Origin of the sequence: Lonsdalea populi (assembly GCF_015999465.1) — a bacterium.
Classification (GTDB): domain Bacteria; phylum Pseudomonadota; class Gammaproteobacteria; order Enterobacterales; family Enterobacteriaceae; genus Lonsdalea; species Lonsdalea populi.
On sequence record NZ_CP065534.1, the window covers coordinates 503,807 to 528,781 of the forward strand.

At 56.5% G+C, this 24,975-nt stretch carries 21 protein-coding genes and 1 pseudogene; 20 read left to right on the plus strand and 2 right to left on the minus strand.

Going from position 1 to position 24,975, the window contains the following annotated elements; translation table 11 throughout:
- The first annotated feature begins 267 nt into the window (after positions 1 to 267).
- Positions 268 to 1,272, plus strand: coding sequence for a catabolite repressor/activator (gene cra, locus I6N93_RS02380; RefSeq protein WP_085689128.1), 1,005 nt, complete (start codon positions 268 to 270; stop codon positions 1,270 to 1,272).
- 227 nt (positions 1,273 to 1,499) lie between these two features.
- On the opposite strand, the pseudogene alaE reads toward cra, so the two are convergent.
- A pseudogene (alaE, locus tag I6N93_RS02385) lies at positions 1,500 to 1,929 on the minus strand (L-alanine exporter AlaE); the annotation flags it as partial.
- Between the two features lie 870 nt (positions 1,930 to 2,799).
- Between alaE and mraZ the strand changes: the two are divergent.
- From mraZ to lpxC, 16 genes are all read left to right on the plus strand, one after another.
- Positions 2,800 to 3,258, plus strand: coding sequence for a division/cell wall cluster transcriptional repressor MraZ (mraZ, locus tag I6N93_RS02390; RefSeq protein WP_085689125.1), 459 nt, complete (start codon positions 2,800 to 2,802; stop codon positions 3,256 to 3,258).
- A 2-nt stretch (positions 3,259 to 3,260) separates the two neighbouring features.
- Entirely contained in the window at positions 3,261 to 4,202 is a 942-nt protein-coding gene (gene rsmH / locus I6N93_RS02395; RefSeq protein ID WP_085689122.1) for a 16S rRNA (cytosine(1402)-N(4))-methyltransferase RsmH, read from the plus strand.
- The gene (ftsL, locus tag I6N93_RS02400) at positions 4,199 to 4,519 is read left to right on the plus strand and encodes a cell division protein FtsL (protein ID WP_085689118.1); all 321 of its coding nucleotides are present in this window, start codon (positions 4,199 to 4,201) and stop codon (positions 4,517 to 4,519) included. Before rsmH ends, ftsL begins: the two co-directional genes overlap by 4 nt.
- 23 nt (positions 4,520 to 4,542) lie before the next feature.
- A complete protein-coding gene (locus tag I6N93_RS02405; RefSeq protein WP_085689115.1) occupies positions 4,543 to 6,306 on the plus strand; it encodes a peptidoglycan glycosyltransferase FtsI in 1,764 nt (587 codons plus the stop codon).
- Positions 6,293 to 7,777 (plus strand): UDP-N-acetylmuramoyl-L-alanyl-D-glutamate--2,6-diaminopimelate ligase, encoded by a 1,485-nt coding sequence (gene murE / locus I6N93_RS02410; RefSeq protein ID WP_085689112.1) that lies wholly within the window; start codon positions 6,293 to 6,295, stop codon positions 7,775 to 7,777. The genes I6N93_RS02405 and murE overlap by 14 nt, the downstream gene beginning before the upstream one ends.
- A complete protein-coding gene (murF, locus tag I6N93_RS02415) occupies positions 7,774 to 9,135 on the plus strand; it encodes a UDP-N-acetylmuramoyl-tripeptide--D-alanyl-D-alanine ligase (protein ID WP_085689109.1) in 1,362 nt (453 codons plus the stop codon). Before murE ends, murF begins: the two co-directional genes overlap by 4 nt.
- Complete coding sequence (gene mraY, locus I6N93_RS02420) at positions 9,129 to 10,211, plus strand: phospho-N-acetylmuramoyl-pentapeptide-transferase (RefSeq protein ID WP_026741705.1); 1,083 nt, start codon at positions 9,129 to 9,131, stop codon at positions 10,209 to 10,211. The genes murF and mraY overlap by 7 nt, the downstream gene beginning before the upstream one ends.
- 4 nt (positions 10,212 to 10,215) lie before the next feature.
- Positions 10,216 to 11,529, plus strand: a complete 1,314-nt coding sequence (gene murD / locus I6N93_RS02425; RefSeq protein ID WP_085689107.1) for a UDP-N-acetylmuramoyl-L-alanine--D-glutamate ligase — start codon at positions 10,216 to 10,218, stop codon at positions 11,527 to 11,529.
- Positions 11,529 to 12,728, plus strand: coding sequence for a cell division protein FtsW (ftsW, locus tag I6N93_RS02430; protein ID WP_085689105.1), 1,200 nt, complete (start codon positions 11,529 to 11,531; stop codon positions 12,726 to 12,728). The genes murD and ftsW overlap by 1 nt, the downstream gene beginning before the upstream one ends.
- Entirely contained in the window at positions 12,725 to 13,816 is a 1,092-nt protein-coding gene (gene murG, locus I6N93_RS02435) for an undecaprenyldiphospho-muramoylpentapeptide beta-N-acetylglucosaminyltransferase (protein ID WP_085689103.1), read from the plus strand. Before ftsW ends, murG begins: the two co-directional genes overlap by 4 nt.
- Before the next feature lie 53 nt (positions 13,817 to 13,869).
- Positions 13,870 to 15,330, plus strand: coding sequence for a UDP-N-acetylmuramate--L-alanine ligase (gene murC / locus I6N93_RS02440; protein WP_085689100.1), 1,461 nt, complete (start codon positions 13,870 to 13,872; stop codon positions 15,328 to 15,330).
- 6 nt (positions 15,331 to 15,336) lie between these two features.
- A complete protein-coding gene (locus tag I6N93_RS02445; protein ID WP_094107162.1) occupies positions 15,337 to 16,257 on the plus strand; it encodes a D-alanine--D-alanine ligase in 921 nt (306 codons plus the stop codon).
- Between the two features lies 1 nt (position 16,258).
- A complete protein-coding gene (ftsQ, locus tag I6N93_RS02450; protein WP_085689285.1) occupies positions 16,259 to 17,116 on the plus strand; it encodes a cell division protein FtsQ in 858 nt (285 codons plus the stop codon).
- Positions 17,113 to 18,369, plus strand: coding sequence for a cell division protein FtsA (gene ftsA / locus I6N93_RS02455; RefSeq protein ID WP_085689283.1), 1,257 nt, complete (start codon positions 17,113 to 17,115; stop codon positions 18,367 to 18,369). Before ftsQ ends, ftsA begins: the two co-directional genes overlap by 4 nt.
- 72 nt (positions 18,370 to 18,441) lie before the next feature.
- Positions 18,442 to 19,596, plus strand: coding sequence for a cell division protein FtsZ (ftsZ, locus tag I6N93_RS02460; protein ID WP_085689280.1), 1,155 nt, complete (start codon positions 18,442 to 18,444; stop codon positions 19,594 to 19,596).
- Between the two features lie 100 nt (positions 19,597 to 19,696).
- Positions 19,697 to 20,614, plus strand: a complete 918-nt coding sequence (gene lpxC / locus I6N93_RS02465) for a UDP-3-O-acyl-N-acetylglucosamine deacetylase (RefSeq protein ID WP_085689277.1) — start codon at positions 19,697 to 19,699, stop codon at positions 20,612 to 20,614.
- Positions 20,615 to 20,640: 26 nt separating this feature from the next.
- Here the strand turns inward: lpxC and I6N93_RS02470 are convergent, their stop codons facing one another.
- On the minus strand, positions 20,641 to 21,159 hold the full coding sequence (locus tag I6N93_RS02470) for a DUF721 domain-containing protein (protein WP_085689274.1): 519 nt from the start codon (positions 21,157 to 21,159) through the stop codon (positions 20,641 to 20,643).
- A gap of 28 nt (positions 21,160 to 21,187) precedes the next feature.
- On the opposite strand from I6N93_RS02470, the gene secM reads away from it, so the two are divergent.
- The 3 genes from secM (at position 21,188) to mutT (ending at position 24,967) form a co-directional block, all read left to right on the plus strand.
- Positions 21,188 to 21,688, plus strand: a complete 501-nt coding sequence (gene secM, locus I6N93_RS02475) for a secA translation cis-regulator SecM (protein ID WP_085689271.1) — start codon at positions 21,188 to 21,190, stop codon at positions 21,686 to 21,688.
- A 101-nt stretch (positions 21,689 to 21,789) separates the two neighbouring features.
- On the plus strand, positions 21,790 to 24,492 hold the full coding sequence (gene secA, locus I6N93_RS02480; protein WP_085689268.1) for a preprotein translocase subunit SecA: 2,703 nt from the start codon (positions 21,790 to 21,792) through the stop codon (positions 24,490 to 24,492).
- Between the two features lie 76 nt (positions 24,493 to 24,568).
- Positions 24,569 to 24,967 carry an 8-oxo-dGTP diphosphatase MutT gene (mutT, locus tag I6N93_RS02485; protein ID WP_085689266.1) on the plus strand — a complete coding sequence of 133 codons (399 nt, stop codon included), beginning with the start codon at positions 24,569 to 24,571 and terminating at the stop codon, positions 24,965 to 24,967.
- Positions 24,968 to 24,975: the final 8 nt, after the last annotated feature.

Sequence of the window (24,975 nt, forward strand, 5' to 3'; positions counted from 1 at the left end):
GTTTCCAAGGATATCGAAGACAAGACGTCAGCAGTGATTGACGCGTTCAATGCGTCGACCCGAAGGGGTGAGCAGAGTCACCGTTATAACCCGGTACAGCCCCGTCAGGGCCAGGGCAACGCTAAACAGTCTATGCGTGTCATCATACCGTGATAAAAGCGGTTGCTGTCCGGAAGGTTATGCGGTTAGATCGAGCGGATATCCCTGGTTAGTTTATGGCTATCATTCTATTGATTCTTCATTATCCGACTTATTAAGGGGTTACCAGTGAAACTGGATGAAATTGCGCGTCTTGCGGGGGTTTCGCGTACGACGGCCAGTTATGTCATCAACGGAAAGGCGAAACAGTATCGCGTCAGCGATAAGACCGTTGAAAAGGTCATGGCTGTGGTCCGGGAACACAATTATCATCCAAACGCCGTGGCCGCCGGGTTGCGCGCAGGGCGAACGCGCTCTATCGGCCTGGTCATCCCCGACCTGGAAAATACCAGCTATACCCGGATAGCCAACTATCTGGAACGTCAGGCGCGTCAGCGTGGCTATCAGCTACTGATCGCCTGTTCGGAAGATCAGCCCGACAACGAAATGCGCTGCATCGAACACCTTTTGCAGCGTCAGGTCGATGCCATCATCGTGTCCACGTCGTTACCCCCGGAACATCCTTTTTATCAGCGATGGGTGAAAGATCCTTTGCCGATTATCGCGTTGGATCGTGCACTCGATTGCGAGCATTTTACCAGCGTGGTCGGGGCGGATAGGGAAGATGCGGAAATGCTGGCGCAAGAGCTACGCAACATTCCGGCTGAGCGGGTGCTGTATCTGGGAGCGTTGCCAGAGCTATCCGTCAGCTTCCTGCGCGAACAAGGTTTTCGGCAGGCCTGGGAGAGCGACCCGCGGCAGGTGAATTATCTCTATGCGAACAGCTACGAACGCAGCGCGGCGGCGGCGATATTTACGGACTATTTGCAGCACAATCCGATGCCGGAGGCATTGTTCACGACCTCTTTCCCTTTGTTACAGGGCGTGATGGACGTGACGTTAAAGCAAAGCGGGCGTTTGCCTAACAATCTCGCTATCGCCACCTTCGGCGACAATGAGCTGCTGGATTTTCTGGAATGCCAGGTGTTGTCCGTCGCGCAGCGTCATCGGGAAGTGGCTGAGCGGGTACTGGAACTGGTGCTGGCCAGTTTGGATGAACCGCGCAGGCCGAAGGCGGGACTTTATCGCATTCGTCGTAGTCTTTATCGTCGAGGTTCGTTAAGCCGTCGTTAAAGTGATAAGAAATTGCCGGGCCGATATCTTCCCGGCACCTTCTGTTATTCTTGCCATAATCATCGCCATTTATTACACACCACCTCGATATCTCTGAGAATTTTTACCCAGATCGCGTTATTTCTGGGCTTTCTGCTAAGAAAATCGCGTTTTATAAAAATTCTTATCTTTCTACGCCACATCCTGCGCAATATTAATGGGGGACCGAGCCGTTCTCGGCTTCTGACGGATACGCGGAACAGTTGACGAAAATATTTGAGGAAATAACCATAGGCCACTCCCATGACCATGGATATCTCGGCATAACTGCCGACTGCTGTCGCCATTTTCGAGGCGTTGGCGCCAATACTTAGCAAAATAGCCATATATGCCGGCGACTGAAAACTGACGTAGGCAATAAGGTCAGCAACGTTTTTACTCCTGCGGTATTGGGGCACCAGCTTTTGCGTAAAATAGACGACGCGATCGCGCTAGAATCCATAAGGCTACGCAATCACGATGTTGACCGGAATGGAAAGCAGGCGTGAGGAAAGCGACTACTGGAACGACACGCCTGAAATCAATATTTCCATCGCCATGCCTGTAACGAAACAGTAAATCCCCATGGGGAAAGGTGTCAGCCAGCGTGCTGCTCAGGCGTAAGGAGAGGGTGAACATACCGATTGGCTCCAGAGTGTAGAGGATAAAAACAGAAATACGTTGCTATTGTGGTGTTTTATCTTGGTTTGTTGTCTTTTTTGCAGTTTACATAACCGGATGTTATTTGCATTGCAGAGGTAAATTCTTATTTTATCGTTATTGTTAGCGGATGGTGCTGCTTTATGGGTATAAATGAATACTAGCATTTCATTATTGTGCTAACGATAGAAATAGTTATTTGAAACAAAGGATTGTATTTGTTAGTGAAGAAAACGATGTGAGAATCGTTGCCTACTTTCTTTTATATAGAATCGGCTTTGCTTCAAGCCCCGCTGATTATTATTAGTCGAGCATGATTTATTTATACTGTAAATATAAACAGCCTTTCCGTGTCCGATAAACTTCGTTAGAGCGTGGACGTCTTCATTGATAAAACATTCTTAATGTAAACATTCTGTTTTTCTCATAAAAAATTTTTTCCAATTCAAAAACTACATCAGAAATTTAAGACTTATCCATTTTGAGCAAAATGGAAAGTCGAAAAATACTGATAAATCAGGGTTTGAGACCATGGACAGGTCTTGTCAAAAATAAAAAATACGTAACGATATGTGGCTGTGAGAATAATATTGCATTAGCTGTTAAAGCGTATATCTTTCACGCATTCGTTGAGGCCCGGTTAATTTCTCTCAAATAATCACAGCCTTAATCCTCATTATTTTTTACTGGTGTTTTTTTAACTGTTTTCTCCTGCTAAAAGTTGCCGAAAATAATACCTGCCCGCCTCCTTACTTGCTTGACAAGGTTTTCCTCCCCTCCGTAAACTCTGGATTGTGGGAATTTGTGGGGCAAAGTGGTAGAAAATGGCATGAAGGGCTAAATATAACCATGTTTCGTGGGGCAAATCTGGTCAATCTCGACAGTAAAGGACGGCTCGCCGTCCCGACCCGATACCGGGACGTACTGAACGAGGAAGCGCAGGGGCAAATGGTTTGCACCATTGACCTTCACCAGCCATGCCTGCTGCTTTATCTCTTGCCTGAGTGGGAAATCATCGAACAGAAGCTCTCTCGCCTGTCTAGCATGAATCCCGCCGAACGTCGCGTTCAGCGCTTGCTGCTGGGACACGCCAGCGAGTGCCAAATGGATGGTGCCGGGCGTTTATTGATCGCGCCCACCCTGCGGCAACATGCAAAGCTTACAAAAGAAGTGATGCTGGTCGGGCAGTTCAACAAGTTTGAACTGTGGGATGAACAGACCTGGTATCGACAAGTCAAGGAAGACATCGAAGCTGAACAATCGACTCAGGAACCGCTATCTGATCGATTGCAGGACTTATCTCTATAGTCATGACAGAAACGTTTAAACACACGACCGTGCTGTTGGATGAGGCCGTCAACGGCCTGAACATTCGCGGCGACGGTATTTACATTGACGGTACGTTTGGCCGCGGCGGTCACTCCCGTCTGATTCTGTCCCATTTGGGGCCGGAGGGCCGCCTGCTGGCAATCGATCGCGATCCTCAGGCTATCGCCGCCGCCAGCGACATTGACGATACGCGCTTCTCTATCATTCACGGTCCTTTTTCTTCAATCGCTGAATACGTTGAAGAACGCGGACTGACGGGGAAAATCAACGGCGTACTACTGGATCTCGGCGTTTCGTCGCCTCAGCTCGACGATCCGGAGCGCGGTTTCTCCTTCATGCGCGACGGCCCGCTCGACATGCGTATGGATCCGACTCGCGGCGTCTCTGCCGCCGAATGGCTGATGAAGGCGGAAACGGAAGATATCGCCTGGGTGCTTAAGACCTTTGGCGAAGAACGTTTCGCCCGTCGTATTGCGCGCGCTATCGTTGAGCGTAATCAGACCGAACCGATGACGCGCACGAAAGATCTGGCCGAGCTGATTGCCGCCGCCAGCCCGATTCGTGAAAAGCATAAACATCCGGCAACGCGCTCTTTCCAGGCCATCCGTATCTATATCAATAGCGAACTCGAAGAGATCGAACGTGCGCTTAATGGCGCGTTGGATGTGCTGGCTCCCGAAGGCCGACTGTCTGTGATTAGCTTCCACTCACTGGAAGACCGCATCGTGAAGCGTTTTATTCGCCATAACAGCCGTGGGCCGCAGGTGCCGGCTGGTTTGCCGTTGACGGAAGAACAGCTGCGGGAGCAGGGAGGGAGAACCCTGAAAATCGCAGGAAAAATGAAGCCATCCGACGCTGAAGTCGCGGAGAACCCACGCGCACGCAGCTCCGTACTGCGTTTCGCTGAGAGATTGTCCTCATGATCGGGCACGAACGTCACTCGCTGGTTGGCGTCATTGCAGAAGATTTGCTGCGGCATGGCAAACTGCCGTTGCTGCTGCTGGTCGCTGTTCTGATTTCGGCCGTACTGGTGGTGACCACGGCGCATCGTACTCGTTTGCTGACCGCAGAACGCGAGCGCCTGCTGCTGGAACGGGATGCGCTGGATATCGAGTGGCGTAACCTAATTCTGGAAGAGAATGCGTTGGGCGACCATAGCCGTGTCGAGCAGAACGCGATAGAAAAACTCTACATGGGGCACGTTGATCCTTCGCAGGAAAATATTGTGGTTAAACAATGAACTGACAGGTTATGACTTAATAAATGAAACCCGCACGCACCGGAAGGTTGAAACGTCAGGAAGAACATGCCAGCTTCGTCAGCTGGCGTTTTGCGTTGCTTTGCGGGGGGATTCTGATCTGTCTGGTCGGCCTGATGCTGCGTACCGCCTACCTCCAGGTCATTGCGCCGGATAAACTGGTGCGCGAAGGCGACATGCGCTCCCTGCGTGTTCAGGAAGTGCCGACCGCTCGGGGCATGATCAGCGATCGCGCGGGTCGTCCGCTGGCGGTCAGCGTCCCGGTCAACGCCATCTGGGCCGATCCCAAGGAAGTGAACGGCCACGGCGGCATCACGCTGGATACGCGCTGGAAAGCGCTGGCCGACGCGCTGGAAATGCCGCTTGACCAAATCTCCACCAAAATTAATGCCAATCCCAATGGCCGCTTCGTGTATCTGGCGCGTCAGATCAATCCCACCATCGGCGAATACATTCATAAACTGAAGCTGCCGGGCATCAATCTGCGTCAGGAGTCACGTCGCTATTACCCGTCAGGTCCGGTGACCTCCCATCTCATCGGCTTCACCAACATCGACGGGCAGGGGATTGAAGGGGTAGAGAAGAGCTTTGACCGCTGGCTGACCGGCCAACCGGGCGAACGTACCGTGCGTAAAGACCGATTCGGCCGCGTGATTGAAGATATCTCTTCCGTGGACAGTCAGGCTGCCCACAACCTGATGCTGAGCATCGACGAACGCCTGCAGGCGCTGGTGTACCGCGAGCTGAATAACGCCGTCGCTTTCAACAAGGCGGAGTCCGGCACCGCGGTGCTGGTCGACGTCAATACCGGTGAAGTACTGGCGATGGCCAACAGCCCGTCTTACAACCCGAACAATCTGTCAGGTACCTCCAACGATGTCATCCGTAACCGCGCCATTACCGATATCTTCGAGCCGGGCTCCACCGTGAAGCCGATGGTGGTCATGTCCGCGCTACAGCGCAACGTGGTGAAGGAAAACAGCGTTCTGAATACGCTGCCTTATTACGTCAACGGTCATGAAATTAAAGATGTGGCGCGTTACAACGAACTGACGCTGACGGGCGTGCTGCAAAAATCGAGCAACGTCGGCGTATCCCGACTGTCGCTGGCGATGCCTTCCTCGGTGTTAGTGGATACATACTCTCGCTTTGGTCTGGGTAAACCCACCAACCTCGGGCTGGTCGGCGAGAGCTCAGGGCTGTTTCCTCACCGTCAGCGCTGGGCCGATATCGAACGCGCTACCTTCTCATTCGGCTACGGTCTGATGGTCACGCCGCTACAGCTGGCGCGAATGTACGCCACTATCGGCAGTTTCGGCGTCTATCGTCCTCTTTCCATTACCAAAGTCGATCCGCCGGTGCCGGGAGAACGTATTTTTCCTGAAAACATCGTTCGTACCGTGGTGCATATGATGGAAAGCGTCGCGCTGCCGGGCGGAGGTGGTTCGAAAGCCGCGATCAAAGGCTATCGCATCGCAATCAAGACCGGTACGGCGAAAAAGGTCGGACCGGACGGCAAGTACGTCAACAAATACATCGCTTACACCGCCGGTGTTGCACCGGCCAGTAATCCTCGCTTCGCGCTGGTCGTGGTCATCAACGATCCGCAGGCCGGGAAATACTACGGTGGTGCGGTCTCTGCGCCGGTATTCGGCGCCATCATGGGCGGGGTGCTTCGCACCATGAACATCGAGCCGGATGCCCTGGCGACGGGGGAGAAAAATGAATTCGTTATTAACCGAAAAGAGGGCTCAGGTGACAGATCGTAATTTGCACGATTTGCTGGCGCCGTGGGTTGCCAACGTTCCCGAGCGCACGCTGCGGGACATGACGCTGGACAGCCGCATTGCCGCGTCCGGAGACGTTTTTGTCGCCATTGTCGGACACCAGACCGACGGGCGACGCTATATTGCGCAGGCCATCGCTCAAGGCGTGGCCGCGGTGATCGCACAGGCGGATGAGGAAAACCCGGAAGGCACCGTGTGTGAACAGCACGGCGTGCCGGTGATTTATCTGAATGGGCTCAATCAGCGCCTTTCAGCGCTGGCGGGACGTTTTTACCGCCAGCCAGCGGAGAGACTTCGCCTGGTCGGCGTGACCGGCACCAACGGCAAAACGACCACCAGCCAGCTGTTAGCGCAGTGGAGTCAGGCGCTGGGGGAAACCAGCGCGGTGATGGGCACCATCGGCAACGGATTGCTGGGACGAGAAGCCCCGGCGGAAAACACCACGGGATCGGCCATCGGCGTACAACAGACGCTCAGCCAATTGGCTGATGCGGGCGCAACGTTTGCCGCGATGGAAGTCTCTTCCCACGGACTGGTTCAGCATCGCGTTGCCGCGCTGCCCTTCGCTGCCGCCGTGTTTACCAACCTAAGCCGCGATCATCTCGACTATCACGGCGACATGGTGCATTACGAAGAAGCCAAATGGACACTCTTCGCGGAACATCAGGTCGGTGAAGCCATCATCAATGCGGACGACGATATCGGCCGCCGCTGGCTGAGCCGACTTCCTGGCGCGGTGGCCGTGACGCTGGAAGCACAGCGTCCAGCAGGCCATGACCGCTGGCTACAGGCGACGAAAGTGGACTACCACGACGGAGGTTTTACCGCACAGGTCGATTCCAGCTGGGGGCGGACCGTGATCCACAGCCGTCTGATGGGCGAATTCAACGTCAGTAATTTGATGCTGGCGCTGGCGACGCTGCTGGCGCTGGGCTATCCGCTGAAACGGCTGGCCGAAACGGCGACGGCGATCCAACCGGTGTGCGGCAGGATGGAAGTCTTCCACGCCGAGGGCAAGCCGACCGTGGTCGTGGATTATGCGCACACGCCGGACGCGTTGGAAAAGGCGTTGCTGGCCGCGAGACTGCACTGTCAGGGGCAGCTCTGGTGCGTGTTCGGTTGCGGCGGCGACCGTGATAAAGGTAAGCGCCCACTTATGGGCGCGGTCGCGGAACAGCTGGCCGACAAGGTGATCGTGACGGACGACAATCCGCGCAGCGAGGCGCCGCAGGCCATCGTCCGGGATATCCTGAGCGGCCTGATGGATGCCGGCCGCGTGCAAACTATCGAAGGCCGCGCGGCGGCGGTCAGCAGCGCGGTGATGCATGCAGGGCCGGATGATGTGGTGCTGGTGGCCGGGAAAGGTCACGAAGATTATCAGATTGTGGGCAATCAGCGGCTGGATTACTCCGACCGCCTGACCGTCGCACGCCTGTTGGGAGTGGTGGCATGATTCGCATAACGCTGAGCCAATTGGCGAACGTATTGGACGCCGGTCTGGACGGGGACGATCTGGCGATCGACGCCGTCTCGACGGATAGCCGTCATGTGACGGAAGGCTGCCTGTTTGTTGCGCTCCAGGGTGAGAAATTCGATGCCCACGACTACGCCGCGAAGGCGATTGACCAGGGCGCGGCTGCACTGGTGGTAAGTAAGCGCTTACCTGTATCAACGCCGCAGCTGATCGTTAAAGATACGCGGCTGGCGCTGGGCGCGCTGGCTGCCTGGGTACGGCAGCAAGCATCGGCTCACGTCGTCGCCCTCACCGGTTCGTCCGGCAAAACCTCGGTCAAAGAGATGACCGCCGCGATTCTGCGGCAGTGCGGCAACGTCCTGTATACCGCCGGGAATCTGAATAACGATATCGGCGTTCCGTTGACGCTGCTGCGACTGACGCCGGAACACGATTTCGCCGTCATTGAACTGGGCGCGAACCACATCGGCGAGATTGCCTACACCGCCGATCTCACGCGGCCGCAGACGGCGCTGGTCAACAATATCGCGGCGGCGCATCTGGAAGGGTTCGGGTCGTTGGCCGGTGTCGCGCAGGCCAAAGGCGAGATTTTCAACGGTCTGCCCGCCGACGGCGTCGCCATTCTCAACGCCGACAGCAATGACTGGCCGCACTGGCAAACGACGCTGACGCAGAAAACCGTCTGGCGTTTTTCGCCGGAAGCCGCGGAGGATGTGGACTTCTTCGCCAGCCATGTCGTTGTGACGGCGCAGGGGACGACGTTCACGCTGCACAGCCCGTTCGGCGAGGTTGAGGTGACGCTGCCGCTGCCGGGTAAACACAATATCGCCAACGCGCTGGCCGCCGCGGCGCTGGCGATGTCCGTTGGGGCATCGCCGGGGGCCGTGAAGTCAGGACTGGCGCAGCTTCAGGCGGTGCCGGGACGGCTGTTCCCGATCTCTCTGGGTGGTGAGCAACGCCTGCTGGACGACAGCTACAACGCCAACGTCGGTTCCCTGACGGCGGCGGTGCAGGTGCTGGCGGATATGTCGGGATATCGGGTACTGGTCGTCGGTGACATGGCGGAGCTGGGGCAGGAAGCGGAAGCATGCCACCGTCAGGTCGGAGAGGCCGCACGGATTGCCGGTATCGACCGCGTGCTGAGCGTCGGCACATTGAGTGAATGGATTAGCCAGGCCAGCGGTCAGGGTGAACATTTTCAGGATAAATCCGCCGTGGTCGCCCGTCTTCGGGCGCTGCTGGCGCAACACACAGTAATGACCATTTTAATAAAAGGCTCACGCAGCGCTGCGATGGAGCAGGTAGTACGCGCATTACAGGAGAAGGCAACATGTTAGTGTGGTTGGCCGAACAATTGGTCAAATTTTATTCCGGTTTCAACGTCTTTTCCTACCTGACGTTTCGAGCCATCGTCAGCTTGCTGACCGCGTTGGTGATCTCGCTCTGGATGGGGCCGCATTTGATCGCCTGGCTGCAGCGTTTACAGATTGGTCAGGTGGTTCGTAGCGAAGGGCCGGAGTCGCACTTCAGCAAACGTGGTACGCCGACGATGGGCGGTGTGATGATACTGGCGTCGATCACGATTTCCGTTCTGTTGTGGGTGAACCTGTCGAACCCGTATGTCTGGTGCGTGTTGCTGGTACTGCTGGGTTACGGCATCGTCGGATTCGTGGACGACTACCGCAAGGTTGTACGTAAAGATACCAAAGGGCTGATCGCGCGCTGGAAGTATTTCTGGCAGTCGCTGTTGGCGCTGATCGTCGCCTTTTCCATGTACGCCATCGGCAAAGACACGCCGGCGACGCAGCTGGTCGTGCCGTTCTTTAAGGACATCATGCCGCAGTTGGGGCTGATGTATGTGGTGCTGGCTTATTTCGTCATTGTCGGCACCAGCAACGCCGTTAATCTGACCGACGGTCTGGACGGTTTGGCGATTATGCCGACGGTGTTTGTCGCCGCGGGCTTCGGGCTGGTGGCGTGGGCGACGGGGAACATGAACTTCGCCAACTATCTGCATATTCCGTACATCCGCCATGCCAGCGAACTGGTGGTGGTGTGCACCGCGATTGTGGGCGCGGGGCTAGGGTTTCTGTGGTTCAACACCTATCCGGCGCAGGTCTTTATGGGCGACGTCGGTTCACTGGCGCTGGGCGGCGCACTCGGGACCATCGCCGTGCTGCTGCGTCAGGAATTTTTATTGGTGATTATGGGCGGTGTGTTCGTGGTCGAAACGCTGTCGGTGATCTTGCAGGTGGGTTCCTTTAAGCTGCGCGGCCAGCGGATTTTCCGTATGGCGCCGATACATCACCACTATGAACTTAAAGGTTGGCCGGAGCCGCGCGTGATTGTGCGGTTCTGGATTATTTCTCTGATGCTGGTGCTCATTGGACTGGTCACACTGAAGGTACGGTAACAACATGGACTATCAGGGTAAAAAAGTCGTCATTATCGGGTTGGGCCTGACCGGGCTCTCCTGTGTTGATTTCTTCCTCACGCGCGGGGTGACGCCTCGCGTGGTGGATACCCGTATCAGTCCGCCCGGTCTGGATAAACTGCCGGAGCAGGTCGAACGCTATGTGGGCGGATTACAGGAAGACTGGCTGATGGACGCCGACCTGATCGTCGCCAGCCCCGGCATTGCTCTGGCGACGCCCGCGTTATGCGACGCCGCGGACTCGGGCATTGAGATCGTTGGGGATATCGAGCTGTTTTGCCGCGAGGCGCAGGCGCCGATCGTCGCCATTACGGGCTCGAACGGTAAAAGCACCGTCACCACGCTGGTGGGGGAAATGGCGCGTGCGGCCGGTTGGTCGGTGGGCGTCGGCGGCAACATCGGCGTTCCGGCATTGGAACTGCTCAAGCAGGAATGTCAGCTGTACGTGCTGGAGCTGTCCAGCTTTCAGCTGGAAACGACCTATAGTCTGCATGCCGCAGCGGCCACCATCCTGAACGTGACGGAAGATCACTCCAACCGTTATCCATTAGGCTTGCAGCAGTACCGCGCCGCGAAACTGCGCATCTACGAAAACGCCGCAGTCTGCGTGGTGAATGCCGATGATGCGCTGACCATGCCGGTGCGCGGCGCCGACGACCGCTGTCTGAGCTTCGGCGTGGACGTAGGCAACTATCACCTGAATCGGCAGCAGGGCGAAACCTGGCTGCGGGTGAACGGGGAGCGCGTGATCAATACGCGCGACATCAAATTGGTCGGGCAGCACAACTATACCAACGCGCTGGCGGCGTTGGCGCTGGCCGATACGGTGGGCATTCCCCGCGCTTCCGCGCTGGCGGCGCTCACCGGCTTTACCGGCCTGGCGCATCGTTTCCAACTGGTGCTGGATCGCAACGATGTGCGCTGGATCAACGACTCGAAAGCAACCAACGTCGGCAGCACCGAGGCGGCGTTGAGCGGGCTGCGCATCGACGGCACGCTGCATCTGCTGCTGGGCGGAGACGGCAAGGCCGCCGACTTCTCCCCGCTGAAGCCCTATCTTCAGGGCGATAACGTGCGGCTGTACTGTTTTGGACGCGATGGCGATCTGCTGGCGGCATTGCGCCCCGAAATCGCCCGGCGTACCGAGACGATGGCGCAGGCGATGACGCAGATCGCGCAGCACGTAAAGCCCGACGATGTGGTGTTGCTGTCCCCGGCCTGTGCGAGTCTGGATCAGTTCCGCAGCTTTGAGCAGCGTGGCGATGAATTTGCACGTTTGGCGGAGGAGCTGGGCTGATGCAGATGGCAGGGGCGGTAGTTGAACGATTGAGACGCTGGATCATGGGGACGCGCGAAAGCGATAACCTGAGCGCCGTGCTGTACGATCGTACTCTGCTGTGGCTGACGCTCGGACTGGCGGTCCTCGGTTTCGTGATGGTGACGTCCGCCTCCATGCCGGTAGGACAACGCCTCGCCGGCGACCCGTTCTTGTTCGCCAAGCGCGACGGGCTTTATCTGGCGCTGGCGTTCGGCCTGTCGCTGGTCACCATGCGGGTGCCGATGGAAGTCTGGCAGCGCTACAGCCCGGTTTTACTGCTGATTGCCATCGTTCTGCTGCTGGTGGTATTGGTCGTCGGGAGTTCGGTCAACGGCGCATCCCGCTGGATTTCGCTGGGGCCGTTGCGCATTCAGCCCGCCGAGCTGTCGAAGCTGGCGCTGTTCTGCTACCTCTCCAGCTACATGGTGCGCAAAGTAGAAGAGGTGCGAAACAACTTCTGGGGCTTCTGCAAACCGATGGGCGTGATGGTCGTGCTGGCGGTGTTGCTGCTGGCGCAGCCGGACCTCGGCACCGTGGTGGTGTTGTTCATCACGACGCTGGCCATGCTGTTCCTGGCGGGCGCCAAGCTGTGGCAGTTCCTGGCGATTATCGGCAGCGGTATTTTCGCGGTGTGTCTGCTGATTATCGCGGAACCGTACCGTATGCGCCGCGTCACTTCGTTCTGGAATCCCTGGGACGATCCGTTCGGCAGCGGCTATCAACTGACGCAGTCGCTGATGGCGTTCGGGCGGGGCGAACTTTGGGGCCAGGGGCTTGGGAATTCGATTCAAAAACTGGAATATCTGCCCGAAGCGCACACCGATTTCATTTTCTCCATTTTAGGCGAAGAACTGGGCTATATCGGTGTGGTTTTGGTCTTGTTAATGATATTCTTCGTCGCCTTTCGGGCGATGTCGATTGGACGCCGGGCGCTGCAGATCGATCAGCGTTTTTCCGGGTTCCTGGCATGCTCCATCGGCATCTGGTTCAGCTTCCAAACGCTGGTCAACGTGGGCGCCGCGGCGGGCATGTTGCCGACCAAAGGGCTGACCTTACCGCTAGTCAGCTACGGGGGGTCCAGTCTGCTGATCATGTCGACCGCCATCGTATTACTGTTGCGTATTGATTATGAGACACGTCTGACGAAAGCACAGGCGTTTACGAGGAGTGCCCGATGAGTGGCGAAGGCAGGCGTTTGATGGTGATGGCGGGCGGCACCGGGGGCCATGTGTTTCCGGGGCTGGCCGTGGCGCATCGTCTGATGGCGCAGGGATGGCAGGTGCGCTGGCTGGGCACCGCCGACCGTATGGAAGCCGATTTGGTGCCGAGGCACGGTATTGAAATTGATTTTATCCGCATTTCCGGCCTGCGTGGTAAAGGGCTTAAAGCGTTGATCAGCGCGCCGGTGCATATTTTCCGCGCGGTGCGTCAGGCGCGGGCGATTATGCGGGCGTATCGTCCCGATGTGGTGCTGGGCATGGGCGGCTATGTTTCCGGTCCCGGCGGACTGGCGGCGTGGCTGTGTGGCATCCCGGTGGTGGTGCATGAACAGAACGGCATCGCCGGGCTGACGAATCGCTGGCTGTCGCGAATTGCGAAAACGGTCTTGCAGGCGTTTCCGGGCGCATTTCCCAACGCGCCCGTGGTCGGAAACCCGGTGCGTACCGACGTGTTGGCGCTGCCGTCACCGGCGGAACGCCTGGCGGACCGTAGCGGGCCTATTCGCGTATTGGTTATCGGCGGCAGTCAGGGCGCCCGGGTGTTGAACCAGACGCTGCCAGGCGTGGCCGCCACGCTGGGCGACAGAATCATGATTTGGCATCAGACCGGTAAAGGCGCTCAGGCCGACGTTCAGGCGGCATACGCGAAAGCCGGACAGCCGCAGCACAACGTGGTCGAGTTTATTGATGAGATGGCCGCTGCTTATGCCTGGGCCGACGTCGTTGTCTGCCGCTCCGGCGCGCTGACGGTCAGTGAGATCGCCGTTGCCGGTTTGCCGGCGCTTTTCGTGCCGTTCCAGCATAAGGATCGCCAGCAGTACTGGAACGCGTTGCCGCTGGAACAGGCGGGCGCGGCCAAAATTATCGAGCAGGCCCAAATCAGCGTTGACGCCGTCAGCGATGTACTGGCCGGCTGGGACCGCGCTACGCTGCGCGACATGGCCGAAAAGGCTCAATCGGTCGCCATTCCTGATGCGACCGAGCGCGTTGCTGCGGAAGTCGTCGCGGCGGCGGGCGTACAAGACGCCGCAGCGGTGCAACATTAATCATGACATCGCCGGACAAAGAGCGGCGATCAATTAGGTAGCGATAGGTAAAAGTGAATACACAACAACTGGCGAAACTGCGTTCAATCGTGCCCGAGATGCACCGCGTCCGGCACATCCATTTTGTTGGCATCGGTGGTGCCGGCATGGGCGGTATCGCCGAAGTTCTGGTTAATGAAGGCTATGAGATTAGCGGCTCCGATCTGGCGCCGAATGCGGTCACGCAGCAGCTGAGTGATTTGGGCGCGCAGATCTATTTCCACCATCGTCCAGAAAATGTGAATGGCGCGAGCGTGGTGGTCGTTTCCAGCGCCATTTCCGGCGACAACCCGGAAATCATCGCCGCGACGGACGCACGTATTCCGGTAATTCGCCGGGCGGAAATGCTGGCGGAGCTGATGCGCTTCCGTCATGGCATCGCGGTCGCGGGAACGCACGGCAAAACGACGACGACAGCAATCGTCACCAGTATTTACGCGGAAGCCGGACTGGATCCTACGTTCGTCAACGGCGGACTGGTGAAAGCGGCGGGTACGCACGCGCGACTGGGATCCAGCCGCTACCTGATTGCAGAAGCGGACGAAAGCGATGCGTCTTTCCTGCATCTGCAGCCGATGGCGGCGATCGTGACCAATATCGAAGCCGACCATATGGACACGTATCAGGGCGATTTTGAGAACCTGAAGCAGACGTTCATCAACTTTCTGCACAACCTGCCGTTTTATGGACATGCGGTTATGTGTCTGGACGATCAGGTCATCCGCGAGCTGCTGCCGCGCGTGGGGCGCCACGTCACGACATACGGATTTTGCGACGATGCGGATGTGCGCATCGCCAGTTACCGTCAGGTGGGCGCTCAGGGACACTTTACGCTAGCGCGTCAGGGGAGACCCCTGCTGCACGTGACCCTGAATGCGCCTGGCCGCCACAATGCGTTGAACGCGGCGGCGGCGGCGGCGGTGGCATCAGAAGAAGGCATTGAAGACGTCGCAATCCTGCGCGCGCTGGAACGTTTCGAAGGCACTGGCCGTCGTTTCGACTTCCTGGGCGAATACCCGCTGGAGTCGGTAAACGGTAAAAGCGGTGCGGTCATGCTGGTGGATGACTACGGTCATCATCCCACGGAGGTGGACGCCACGATTAAAGCGGCGCGGGCGGGCTGGCCGGAAAAACGGCTGGTGATGATTTTCCAGCCTCACCGCTATACGCGCACGCGGGATCTGTACGACGACTTCGCGCACGTGTTGTCTCAGGTGGACGTTTTATTGATGCTGGACGTTTATTCGGCAGGAGAAATGCCTATCCCAGGGGCAGATAGCCGCTCTTTATGTCGCACAATTCGCGGAAGGGGTAAGATTGATCCGATTTTTGTACCTGATATAGAGACTTTGCCTGAATTGTTGGCGCCGGCGCTGCAAGATGGTGACCTCGTGATGGTTCAGGGCGCAGGTAATATCGGCAAACTGGCCCGCAGGCTGGCGGATTCCCGCCTGCAGCCGCAGGCGAAAGGGTGAGATGAGATGACTGATAAAGTGGCGGTATTGCTGGGCGGTTCATCCGCGGAGCGCGAAGTGTCACTGCTCTCGGGGCGGGCCGTGCTGGCCGGGCTGCGGGACGCGGGGATCGACGCGGTCGCGGTGGATCCCCGCGATTTCCCGGTCAGTCACCTCAAGGAACAAGGTTTTACCCGGATATTTATCGCGCTGCACGGGCGTGGCGGTGAAGACGGTTCGATGCAGGGCGCGCTGGAGCAACTGGGACTGCCTTATACCGGTAGCGGCGTGATGGCGTCGGCGCTGACGATGGATAAGTGCCGCACCAAACAGATTTGGCAGGCGTCAAATTTACCGGTCGCGCCTTATATCGTGCTGAATCGGCATCAGTTTCAGCGCAGTAATCCATCTGGTTTGCTAAAGTTATTGGAACCTCTCGGTATGCCATTGATTGTCAAGCCTAGTCGGGAAGGTTCCAGCGTCGGAATGAGCAAAGTCGAACAGGCTGAAGCCTTACCTGCGGCGTTGGAAGCGGCCTTACATCATGACGAAAATGTGATGGTGGAGAAGTGGTTGAGCGGCCCGGAGTTTACGGTGGCTATTCTCGGTAACGAAACCTTGCCATCGATCCGCATTCAGGCGACAGGCACGTTTTACGATTATCAGGCGAAGTACGAGTCGCATGATACCCGTTATTTTTGCCCTAGCGGTCTGACTGCGGAACAGGAAAGCGAATTGGCTTCTCTCTCGCAGGCGGCCTACCGCGCGCTGGACTGCAGCGGTTGGGGACGGGTTGATGTGATGATGGATGACGACGGTAAATTCTACCTGCTAGAGGTGAATACCTCGCCGGGGATGACTGAGCACAGCCTGGTACCGATGGCCGCCAAACAGCATGGCCTGACCTTTCCACAATTGGTGACACGTATTTTGGAGCTGGCGAGCTGATATGTCGCAAGCGGCGCTTAACACACGCGGACGCGAGCCCGAATCGAACGGCGCGCATCGCAGCAACGGCGGCCAACTGGCGGGCATGATTTTCCTGCTGATGGTGGTGGGCACCATTGCTTGGGGCAGTTGGATGGTGGTGGGGTGGATGAAAGACGCCAGCCGACTGCCGCTGTCTCGGCTGGTGGTGACGGGGGAAAGAACCTACACCACTAATGACGATATTCGCCAGGCGATACTGTCGCTCGGGGCTCCGGGGACGTTTATGACGCAGGACGTCAACATTATCCAGCAGCAGATTGAACGACTGCCGTGGATTAAACAGGCCAGCGTGCGCAAGCAGTGGCCGGACGAATTAAAGATTCATCTGGTTGAATACGTGCCCTTCGCACGTTGGAATGACCAGTTGATGGTAGACAGCGATGGAAACGCGTTCAGCGTACCGGCGGAACGTATCGGTAATAAGAAGATGCCGATGCTGTACGGGCCGGAAGGCAGCGAAGCCGACGTGCTGGAAGGGTATCGAAACATTAACCAGATACTGAGCGCCGGCAAGTTTCAGCTGAAAATGGTTGCGATGACCGCGCGCCATTCCTGGCAGGTCGGTCTGGAAGACGATATCGGCCTGCAGTTGGGACGCGACGATCAGGCTCGCCGTCTGGCGCGATTTATTGAGTTATATCCGCTTCTTCAACAGCAGGCGAAGGAAGGAAACAAGCGGATCAATTATGTGGATCTGCGTTACGACTCAGGCGCGGCGATAGGTTGGGGGCCGGCGTTTATCGATCGGCAAGAAGACATTGATCGTCACCAAAACGGTAATCAGCAACAGAATCAGGCACAGGCTAAACAGCAATGATCAAGTCGACGGACAGAAAACTGGTAGTTGGGCTGGAAATCGGTACAGCAAAAGTGGCTGCGCTGGTAGGGGAAGTTCTGCCCGATGGCATGATCAATATTATCGGTGTGGGTAGCTGCCCGTCACGGGGTATGGATAAAGGCGGAGTGAACGACCTGGAGTCGGTGGTGAAATGCGTACAGCGCGCCATCGACCAGGCCGAACTGATGGCGGACTGCCAGATTTCATCGGTTTATCTGGCGCTGTCCGGCAAACATATCAGCTGCCAGAACGAGATCGGTATGGTGCCGATCTCCGAAGAAGAAGTGACGCTGGACGACGTGGAAAGCGTTGTTCACACGGCGAAATCCGTTCGCGTTCGCGATGAGCATCGCATCCTGCACGTCATTCCGCAGGAGTATGCGATTGACTATCAGGAAGGTATCAAGAATCCGGTAGGGCTGTCCGGCGTGCGCATGCAGGCGAAAGTACATTTGATCACCTGCCACAACGATATGGCGAAGAACATCGTCAAAGCGGTTGAACGCTGCGGTCTGAAGGTCGACCAACTGATTTTCGCCGGACTGGCATCCAGCTATGCAGTACTGACGGAAGACGAACGCGAACTGGGCGTCTGTGTCGTCGATATCGGCGGCGGCACCATGGATATGGCGGTCTACACCGGTGGCGCGCTGCGCCACACCAAGGTGATCCCATACGCCGGTAACGTGGTCACCAGCGATATCGCTTACGCTTTCGGCACGCCGCCTACGGACGCCGAGGCGATCAAAGTTCGTTACGGCTGCGCGCTGGGCTCTATCGTGAGCAAAGACGAAGCGGTTGAAGTTCCCAGCGTGGGCGGTCGTCCGCCGCGCAGTCTGCAGCGTCAGACGTTGGCTGAGGTCATTGAGCCGCGTTACACCGAGCTGCTGAATCTGGTGAACGACGAGCTATTGCAGTTACAGGAGCAGTTGCGTCAGCAGGGCGTCAAGCATCACCTGGCGGCCGGTATTGTGCTGACGGGAGGAGCCGCACAAATTGACGGCCTGGCCGCATGCGCCCAGCGAGTGTTCCATACTCAGGTTCGTATCGGGCAACCGCTGAACATCACAGGCCTGACGGATTATGCGCAGGAGCCTTACTACTCTACGGCAGTAGGGTTGCTGCACTACGGTAAAGAATCTCACCTGAACGGTGAGCATGAAGTTGAAAAACGCGCCTCAGTGAGCCATTGGTTTAAACGCCTGAACAGCTGGCTGAGAAAAGAATTTTAACGGTTATCAAAAGAGATCCTGGCACAGCTTTTTTGATCTCGAAGTAACACAGGCACAAGACGGAGAGAAACTATGTTTGAACCTATGGAATTAACCAACGACGCGGTGATTAAAGTCATCGGCGTCGGTGGCGGCGGCGGTAACGCGGTCGAGCATATGGTGCGTGAACGCATTGAAGGCGTGGAGTTCTTTGCGGTCAATACGGATGCACAAGCACTGCGCAAAACCGCGGTGGGGCAGACTATCCAGATCGGTAGCGGTATCACCAAAGGTCTCGGCGCTGGGGCTAACCCGGAAGTCGGCCGTAACTCTGCTGAAGAAGACCGCGAAGCGTTGCGCGCGTCTCTCGAAGGCGCCGATATGGTATTTATCGCAGCCGGTATGGGCGGTGGTACAGGTACGGGCGCTGCCCCGGTCGTGGCCGAAGTAGCTAAAGATCTCGGCATTCTTACCGTTGCCGTCGTGACCAAACCGTTTAACTTCGAAGGCAAAAAACGCATGGCGTTTGCGGAACAAGGCATCGCGGAGCTGTCTAAGCACGTGGATTCCCTGATTACCATCCCGAACGACAAACTGCTGAAAGTCCTGGGGCGCGGTATCTCTCTGCTGGACGCGTTCGGCGCAGCCAACGACGTGCTGAAAGGCGCGGTTCAGGGTATCGCTGAACTGATTACCCGTCCTGGGTTGATGAACGTCGACTTCGCGGACGTTCGCACCGTGATGTCCGAAATGGGCTATGCCATGATGGGCTCCGGCGTGGCGCGTGGCGAAGACCGTGCGGAAGAAGCGGCCGAAATGGCGATCTCCAGCCCGCTGCTGGAAGATATCGACCTGTCCGGTGCCCGTGGCGTTCTAGTCAACATCACGGCGGGCTTCGACCTGCGTCTGGATGAGTTCGAAACGGTCGGTAACACGATTCGTGCTTTCGCGTCCGACAACGCGACCGTGGTTATCGGTACGTCTCTGGACCCGGAAATGAACGATGAACTGCGCGTCACCGTGGTGGCGACAGGCATCGGCATGGACAAACGTCCGGAAATTACGCTGGTGACCAACAAGCAGATCAGCCAGCCGGTAATGGACCACCGTTACCAGCAGCATGGCATGTCGCCTCTGCCGCAGGAAAAACCGGCTGCCGCCAAGGTCGTCAACGACCAGAACACGCAGCCTAATAAAGAGCCGGATTACCTGGATATCCCGGCGTTCCTGCGCAAGCAGGCCGATTAACCGGCCGCTTGGTTGGAATCTCCGCTCTTTGTGCTAAACTGTGCCGCCGGCCTTGGTATAGACTAAGGCCGTTGGTTCGGATTAAATGCGAGATAATACGATGATCAAACAACGTACATTAAAACGTATCGTACAGGCGACAGGGGTCGGTTTGCATACCGGCAAAAAAGTCACCCTGACCATGCGTCCTGCACCGGCAAATACCGGGGTCATCTATCGTCGCACTGACTTGAATCCACCGGTTGATTTTCCGGCTGATGCCAAATCCGTGCGTGATACCATGCTCTGTACTTGCCTGGTCAATGAGCATGACGTGCGAATTTCGACCGTGGAACATTTGAACGCCGCGCTGGCAGGATTGGGCATCGACAACGTGATGATCGAAGTCGATTCTCCCGAAATCCCCATTATGGACGGTAGCGCCAGTCCGTTCGTTTACCTGTTGCTCGACGCCGGCATTGAAGAGCTGAACTGTGCTAAGAAGTTCGTTCGGATCAGAGACAGCGTGCGCGTAGAAGATGGCGACAAGTGGGCGGAACTGAAGCCTTATAATGGTTTCAATCTGGACTTCACCATCGACTTCAACCACCCGGCGATCGACTCTGGCGCACAGCGCTACAAGCTAGAGTTCTCCGCAGACGCTTTCGTCCGTCAAATCAGCCGTGCGCGGACCTTCGGCTTCATGCGAGATATTGAATATCTCCAGTCCCGTGGCCTGTGCCTGGGCGGCAGCTTTGACTGCGCAATCGTCGTTGACGACTACCGCGTGCTGAATGATGACGGCCTGCGTTTTGAGGATGAATTCGTTCGTCACAAAATGCTGGATGCCATCGGAGACCTGTTTATGTGCGGCCATAACATCATTGGTGCCTTCACGGCATTCAAGTCGGGCCATGCGCTGAACAACAAATTGCTGCAGGCTGTGCTGGCGAAACAGGAAGCGTGGGAATACGTGACCTTTGAAGATGAGGCGGAAATGCCGCTGGCGTTTAAAGCGCCTTCCACGGTACTCGCCTGACAAGTCAGAGCAACAACTTGTCATTTTTATGACTGGTTATCACTGGTTTTCTCTCCGGCCAGTGAAGCCAGTCTTTTTAATATCCGCTGTAACCTTTCCGGGCTGTTTTCCGCTAATCCATTCAAAATTTCTGCACTCTGCGGACTTAGCGAACGTTGCTTCGGCGTGTCCTTAGCGTCAAGGCCGGCGGTGGTTCCCGACGGCTTATTATTTTGATGCGCTTTAGCTGCCAGCGAAGGATTAATCCGGATGTCGATCGCGGCTAATGATGGTAGTATTTGAGCGCGCAATGCGGAGAGTAATGCGGGCTGTTCATAACGTAGCCGCATCATCCAACTGGCATTCGCGGTTTCCAGCACCAGCAGGCTGCGTCGATAATTCGCCACGCGGCACCAAGGGTGCATTTGTGCCGGCAATAGTGCGCAAACAGCGCGATTAAGCTTTACCAGCGCGGCTGCGCGCTGCTGAATATCCCGCAGCGCGCCTCCGGTTTCCGATGCGCTATCAAAAAAAGATTCTAGTGATTGTGGACGACTATCACGCATAACGCAGGCTCCGACGGACAGTAAACTTGTGATTGGTATTCTAAATCGTTGGCGACAATTTGGCAGACGTTATTTTTGGCCGCATCTCCTGCTGGGGATGGTCGCGGCTGGTTTCGGTCTGCCCGTCAGTCTGTGCGAATCCCAAAATGCACCGTCGCTGTCGACTTCGGCTATCAGTCGCCACAATGTTTCTGCCTTTAGCCTGACCGATCTGGTGGCATTGAAAGATGCTCATCGACGTTCATCCGTCGGCATTGATTATTGGCATCAGCATGCCATTCGCACCGTCATCCGGCACCTGTCGTTCGCACTCACTGCACCACAGCCTTCTACGGTGTCTGAAGCGGTCGTCGCCTCGCCCGCACAGCATCAAATCCTGATCGCAACACTCCACGCGCTGCTGACCCAGGAAAATAGAGTGCCCGCGCAGGATGTAACCACCTACTTCTCCGTAGTATCCACGCTTTTTCATCATTCAGGCATCTGGCTCGCCCAAACGCTGGGGATACGCGCCGGACCGCTTAACTAATCTTTTTTTCTGTTAACACGCGCAATAGCCGGGTGAGTTAACCTGGTTTTCTGATGTTATGCCACGGTAGATACGGTGGCATTGTAGAGATTAAAATTATTATGTTAGTGAAACTGTTAACCAAAGTTTTCGGTAGCCGTAATGACCGTACCTTACGCCGTATGCGTAAAACTGTAGATGTGATTGCCAAGCTCGAACCGGCTATGGAAAAGCTGTCTGATGACGAGCTGAAGGCCAAGACGCAGGAGTTCCGCGAGCGTATCAAGCAAGGGGAAACGCTGGAAGCGCTGTTGCCGGAAGCCTTTGCCGTCGTGCGTGAAGCGAGTAAGCGTGTTTTCGGTATGCGCCACTTCGATGTCCAGATGTTGGGGGGTATGGTTCTGAATGAGCGCTGCATCGCCGAAATGCGTACCGGTGAAGGTAAAACGCTGACGGCGACGCTGCCGGCCTATCTGAATGGCCTAACCGGTCGCGGCGTGCATGTTGTGACAGTGAACGACTACCTGGCGCAGCGTGATGCCGAGAACAATCGGCCGTTGTTCGAGTTTCTCGGTCTAACGGTGGGTATCAACCTGCCAGGCATGCCTGCGCCAGCAAAACGCGAAGCCTATGCGGCCGATATCACCTACGGTACCAACAACGAATACGGTTTCGACTACCTGCGCGATAACATGGCGTTCAGTCCGGAAGAGCGCGTTCAGCGCCCGCTGTTCTACGCCTTGGTGGATGAAGTCGACTCCATTCTGATCGATGAAGCGCGTACCCCGCTGATCATTTCTGGACCTGCAGAAGACAGCTCCGAGATGTACATTCGCGTCAATAAAATCATCCCGTTGCTGATCCGTCAGGAAAAAGAAGATTCTGACACGTTCCAGGGCGAAGGCCACTTCTCCGTGGATGAGAAATCCCGTCAGGTCAACCTGACCGAACGCGGTCTGGTGAAAATCGAAGAGCTGCTGGTGAAAGAAGGCATTATGGATGAAGGCGAATCTCTGTACTCGCCTTCCAACATTATGCTGATGCATCACGTTACCGCAGGCCTGCGAGCGCATGTTCTGTTCACGCGCGACGTCGACTACATCGTTAAAGACGGTGAAGTCATCATTGTCGATGAGCATACCGGCCGTACCATGCAGGGACGTCGCTGGTCTGACGGCCTGCATCAGGCTGTTGAGGCGAAAGAGCACGTTACAATCAACAACGAAAATCAGACGCTGGCCTCCATCACCTTCCAGAATTACTTCCGTTTGTACGAAAAACTGGCGGGGATGACCGGGACTGCGGATACCGAAGCCTTCGAATTCAGCTCTATCTATAAACTGGATACCATTGTCGTACCGACGAACCGTCCGATGATCCGTAAAGATTTGCCCGATTTGGTGTACATGACCGAGCGGGAAAAGATCGACGCTATCATCGAAGATATTAGGGAGCGCACGGCGAATGGCCAGCCGGTGCTGGTGGGGACGATCTCGATTGAGAAATCGGAAGTCGTCTCTGACGCGTTGACTCGCGCTGGAGTCAAACACAACGTTCTTAACGCCAAGTTCCATGCCATGGAAGCGGATATCGTCGCACAGGCTGGTCGTCCGGGCGCGGTGACCATCGCGACTAACATGGCAGGTCGTGGTACCGATATCGTGCTGGGCGGCAGCTGGCAGACCGAAATCGCCCAGCTTGAAGCCCCGACAGACGAGCAAATCGCCGCTATCAAAGCAGATTGGCAGCTGCGTCACGACGCAGTGCTGGCTTCGGGCGGTTTGCATATCATCGGCACCGAGCGTCATGAATCGCGTCGTATCGACAACCAGCTGCGTGGCCGTTCCGGTCGTCAGGGGGATGCCGGTTCTTCCCGCTTCTACCTTTCAATGGAAGATGCTCTGATGCGTATCTTCGCCTCTGACCGCGTGTCCAATATGATGCGTAAGCTGGGGATGAAGGAAGGCGAAGCCATCGAACATCCTTGGGTGACCAAGGCGATTGCCAATGCACAGCGTAAGGTGGAAAACCGTAACTTCGATATTCGTAAGCAGCTGCTGGAATATGATGATGTCGCGAACGACCAGCGCCGTGCTATCTACACGCAACGTAATGAACTGCTGAACTCCGTTGATATCAGCGAAACAATCAACAGTATTCGTGACGATGTGTTTAAAGCGACGATCGATAACCATATTCCGCCGCAGTCTCTGGAAGAAATGTGGGATATCGACGGTCTGGAACAGCGTCTGAAAAACGATTTCGATCTGGAAATGCCGATTGCAGAGTGGCTGGAAAAAGAGCCTCAGCTGCACGAAGAAACGCTGCGTGAACGTATCCACGAGCAGGCGATGGAAGTTTACGCCCGTAAAGAAGAGGTCGTGGGCGTTGATGTCATGCGCAACTTCGAAAAAGGCGTCATGCTGCAGACGCTGGACTCTCTGTGGAAAGAGCATCTGGCGGCGATGGACTATCTGCGTCAGGGCATCCATCTGCGCGGCTATGCGCAGAAAGATCCGAAGCAGGAGTACAAGCGTGAGTCGTTCTCCATGTTCGCCGCGATGCTGGAAGCGCTGAAATATGAAGTCATCAGCACGCTGAGCAAAGTTCAGGTTCGTATGCCGGAAGAGATCGAAGCGCTGGAACAGCAGCGTCGCGAGGAAGCCGAACGTCTGGCGAGCCAGCAGCAGCTGAGCCACCAAAGTGAAGTGGCTGCCGCTCCGGTCGTGGGTGGTTCATCTGAGCGCAAAATCGGCCGTAACGATCCTTGCCCTTGCGGTTCGGGCAAGAAATACAAACAGTGCCACGGACGTATCCAGAATTAGTCTTCATTAGGCTGAATAACATTATCGATAAAGATAAAGGCGGTCATTGACCGCCTTTTACGTGGGGAAAAGGCTTATGACGCAAAAACCTTTGTCAGTCGCGGTAGGCATCATTCGTAACGCCCAGCGACAGTTTTTTATCGCTTGTCGCCAGGCTGGCTCGCACATGGCCGGTAAATGGGAGTTCCCGGGGGGGAAAGTTGAAGCGGGAGAGACGCCAGAGCAGGCGTTGATTCGTGAATTGCGTGAGGAAACGGGAATTGAAGCGCGCGATCCTCAGGCGCTGACGGATAAAACATTCTCCGCGGGCGATCGGCTTATCACGCTGCATTTTTTTCTGGTGGAGCATTGGCAGGGGGAGCCCTACGGACGGGAAGGTCAGCCGTCGCGTTGGCTGACCGTCGATGAACTCAAAGAAGAGGAATTTCCGCCAGCGAACGCCGAGATGATCCGCTGGCTAAAACAGTCGGCGTAACACCACCG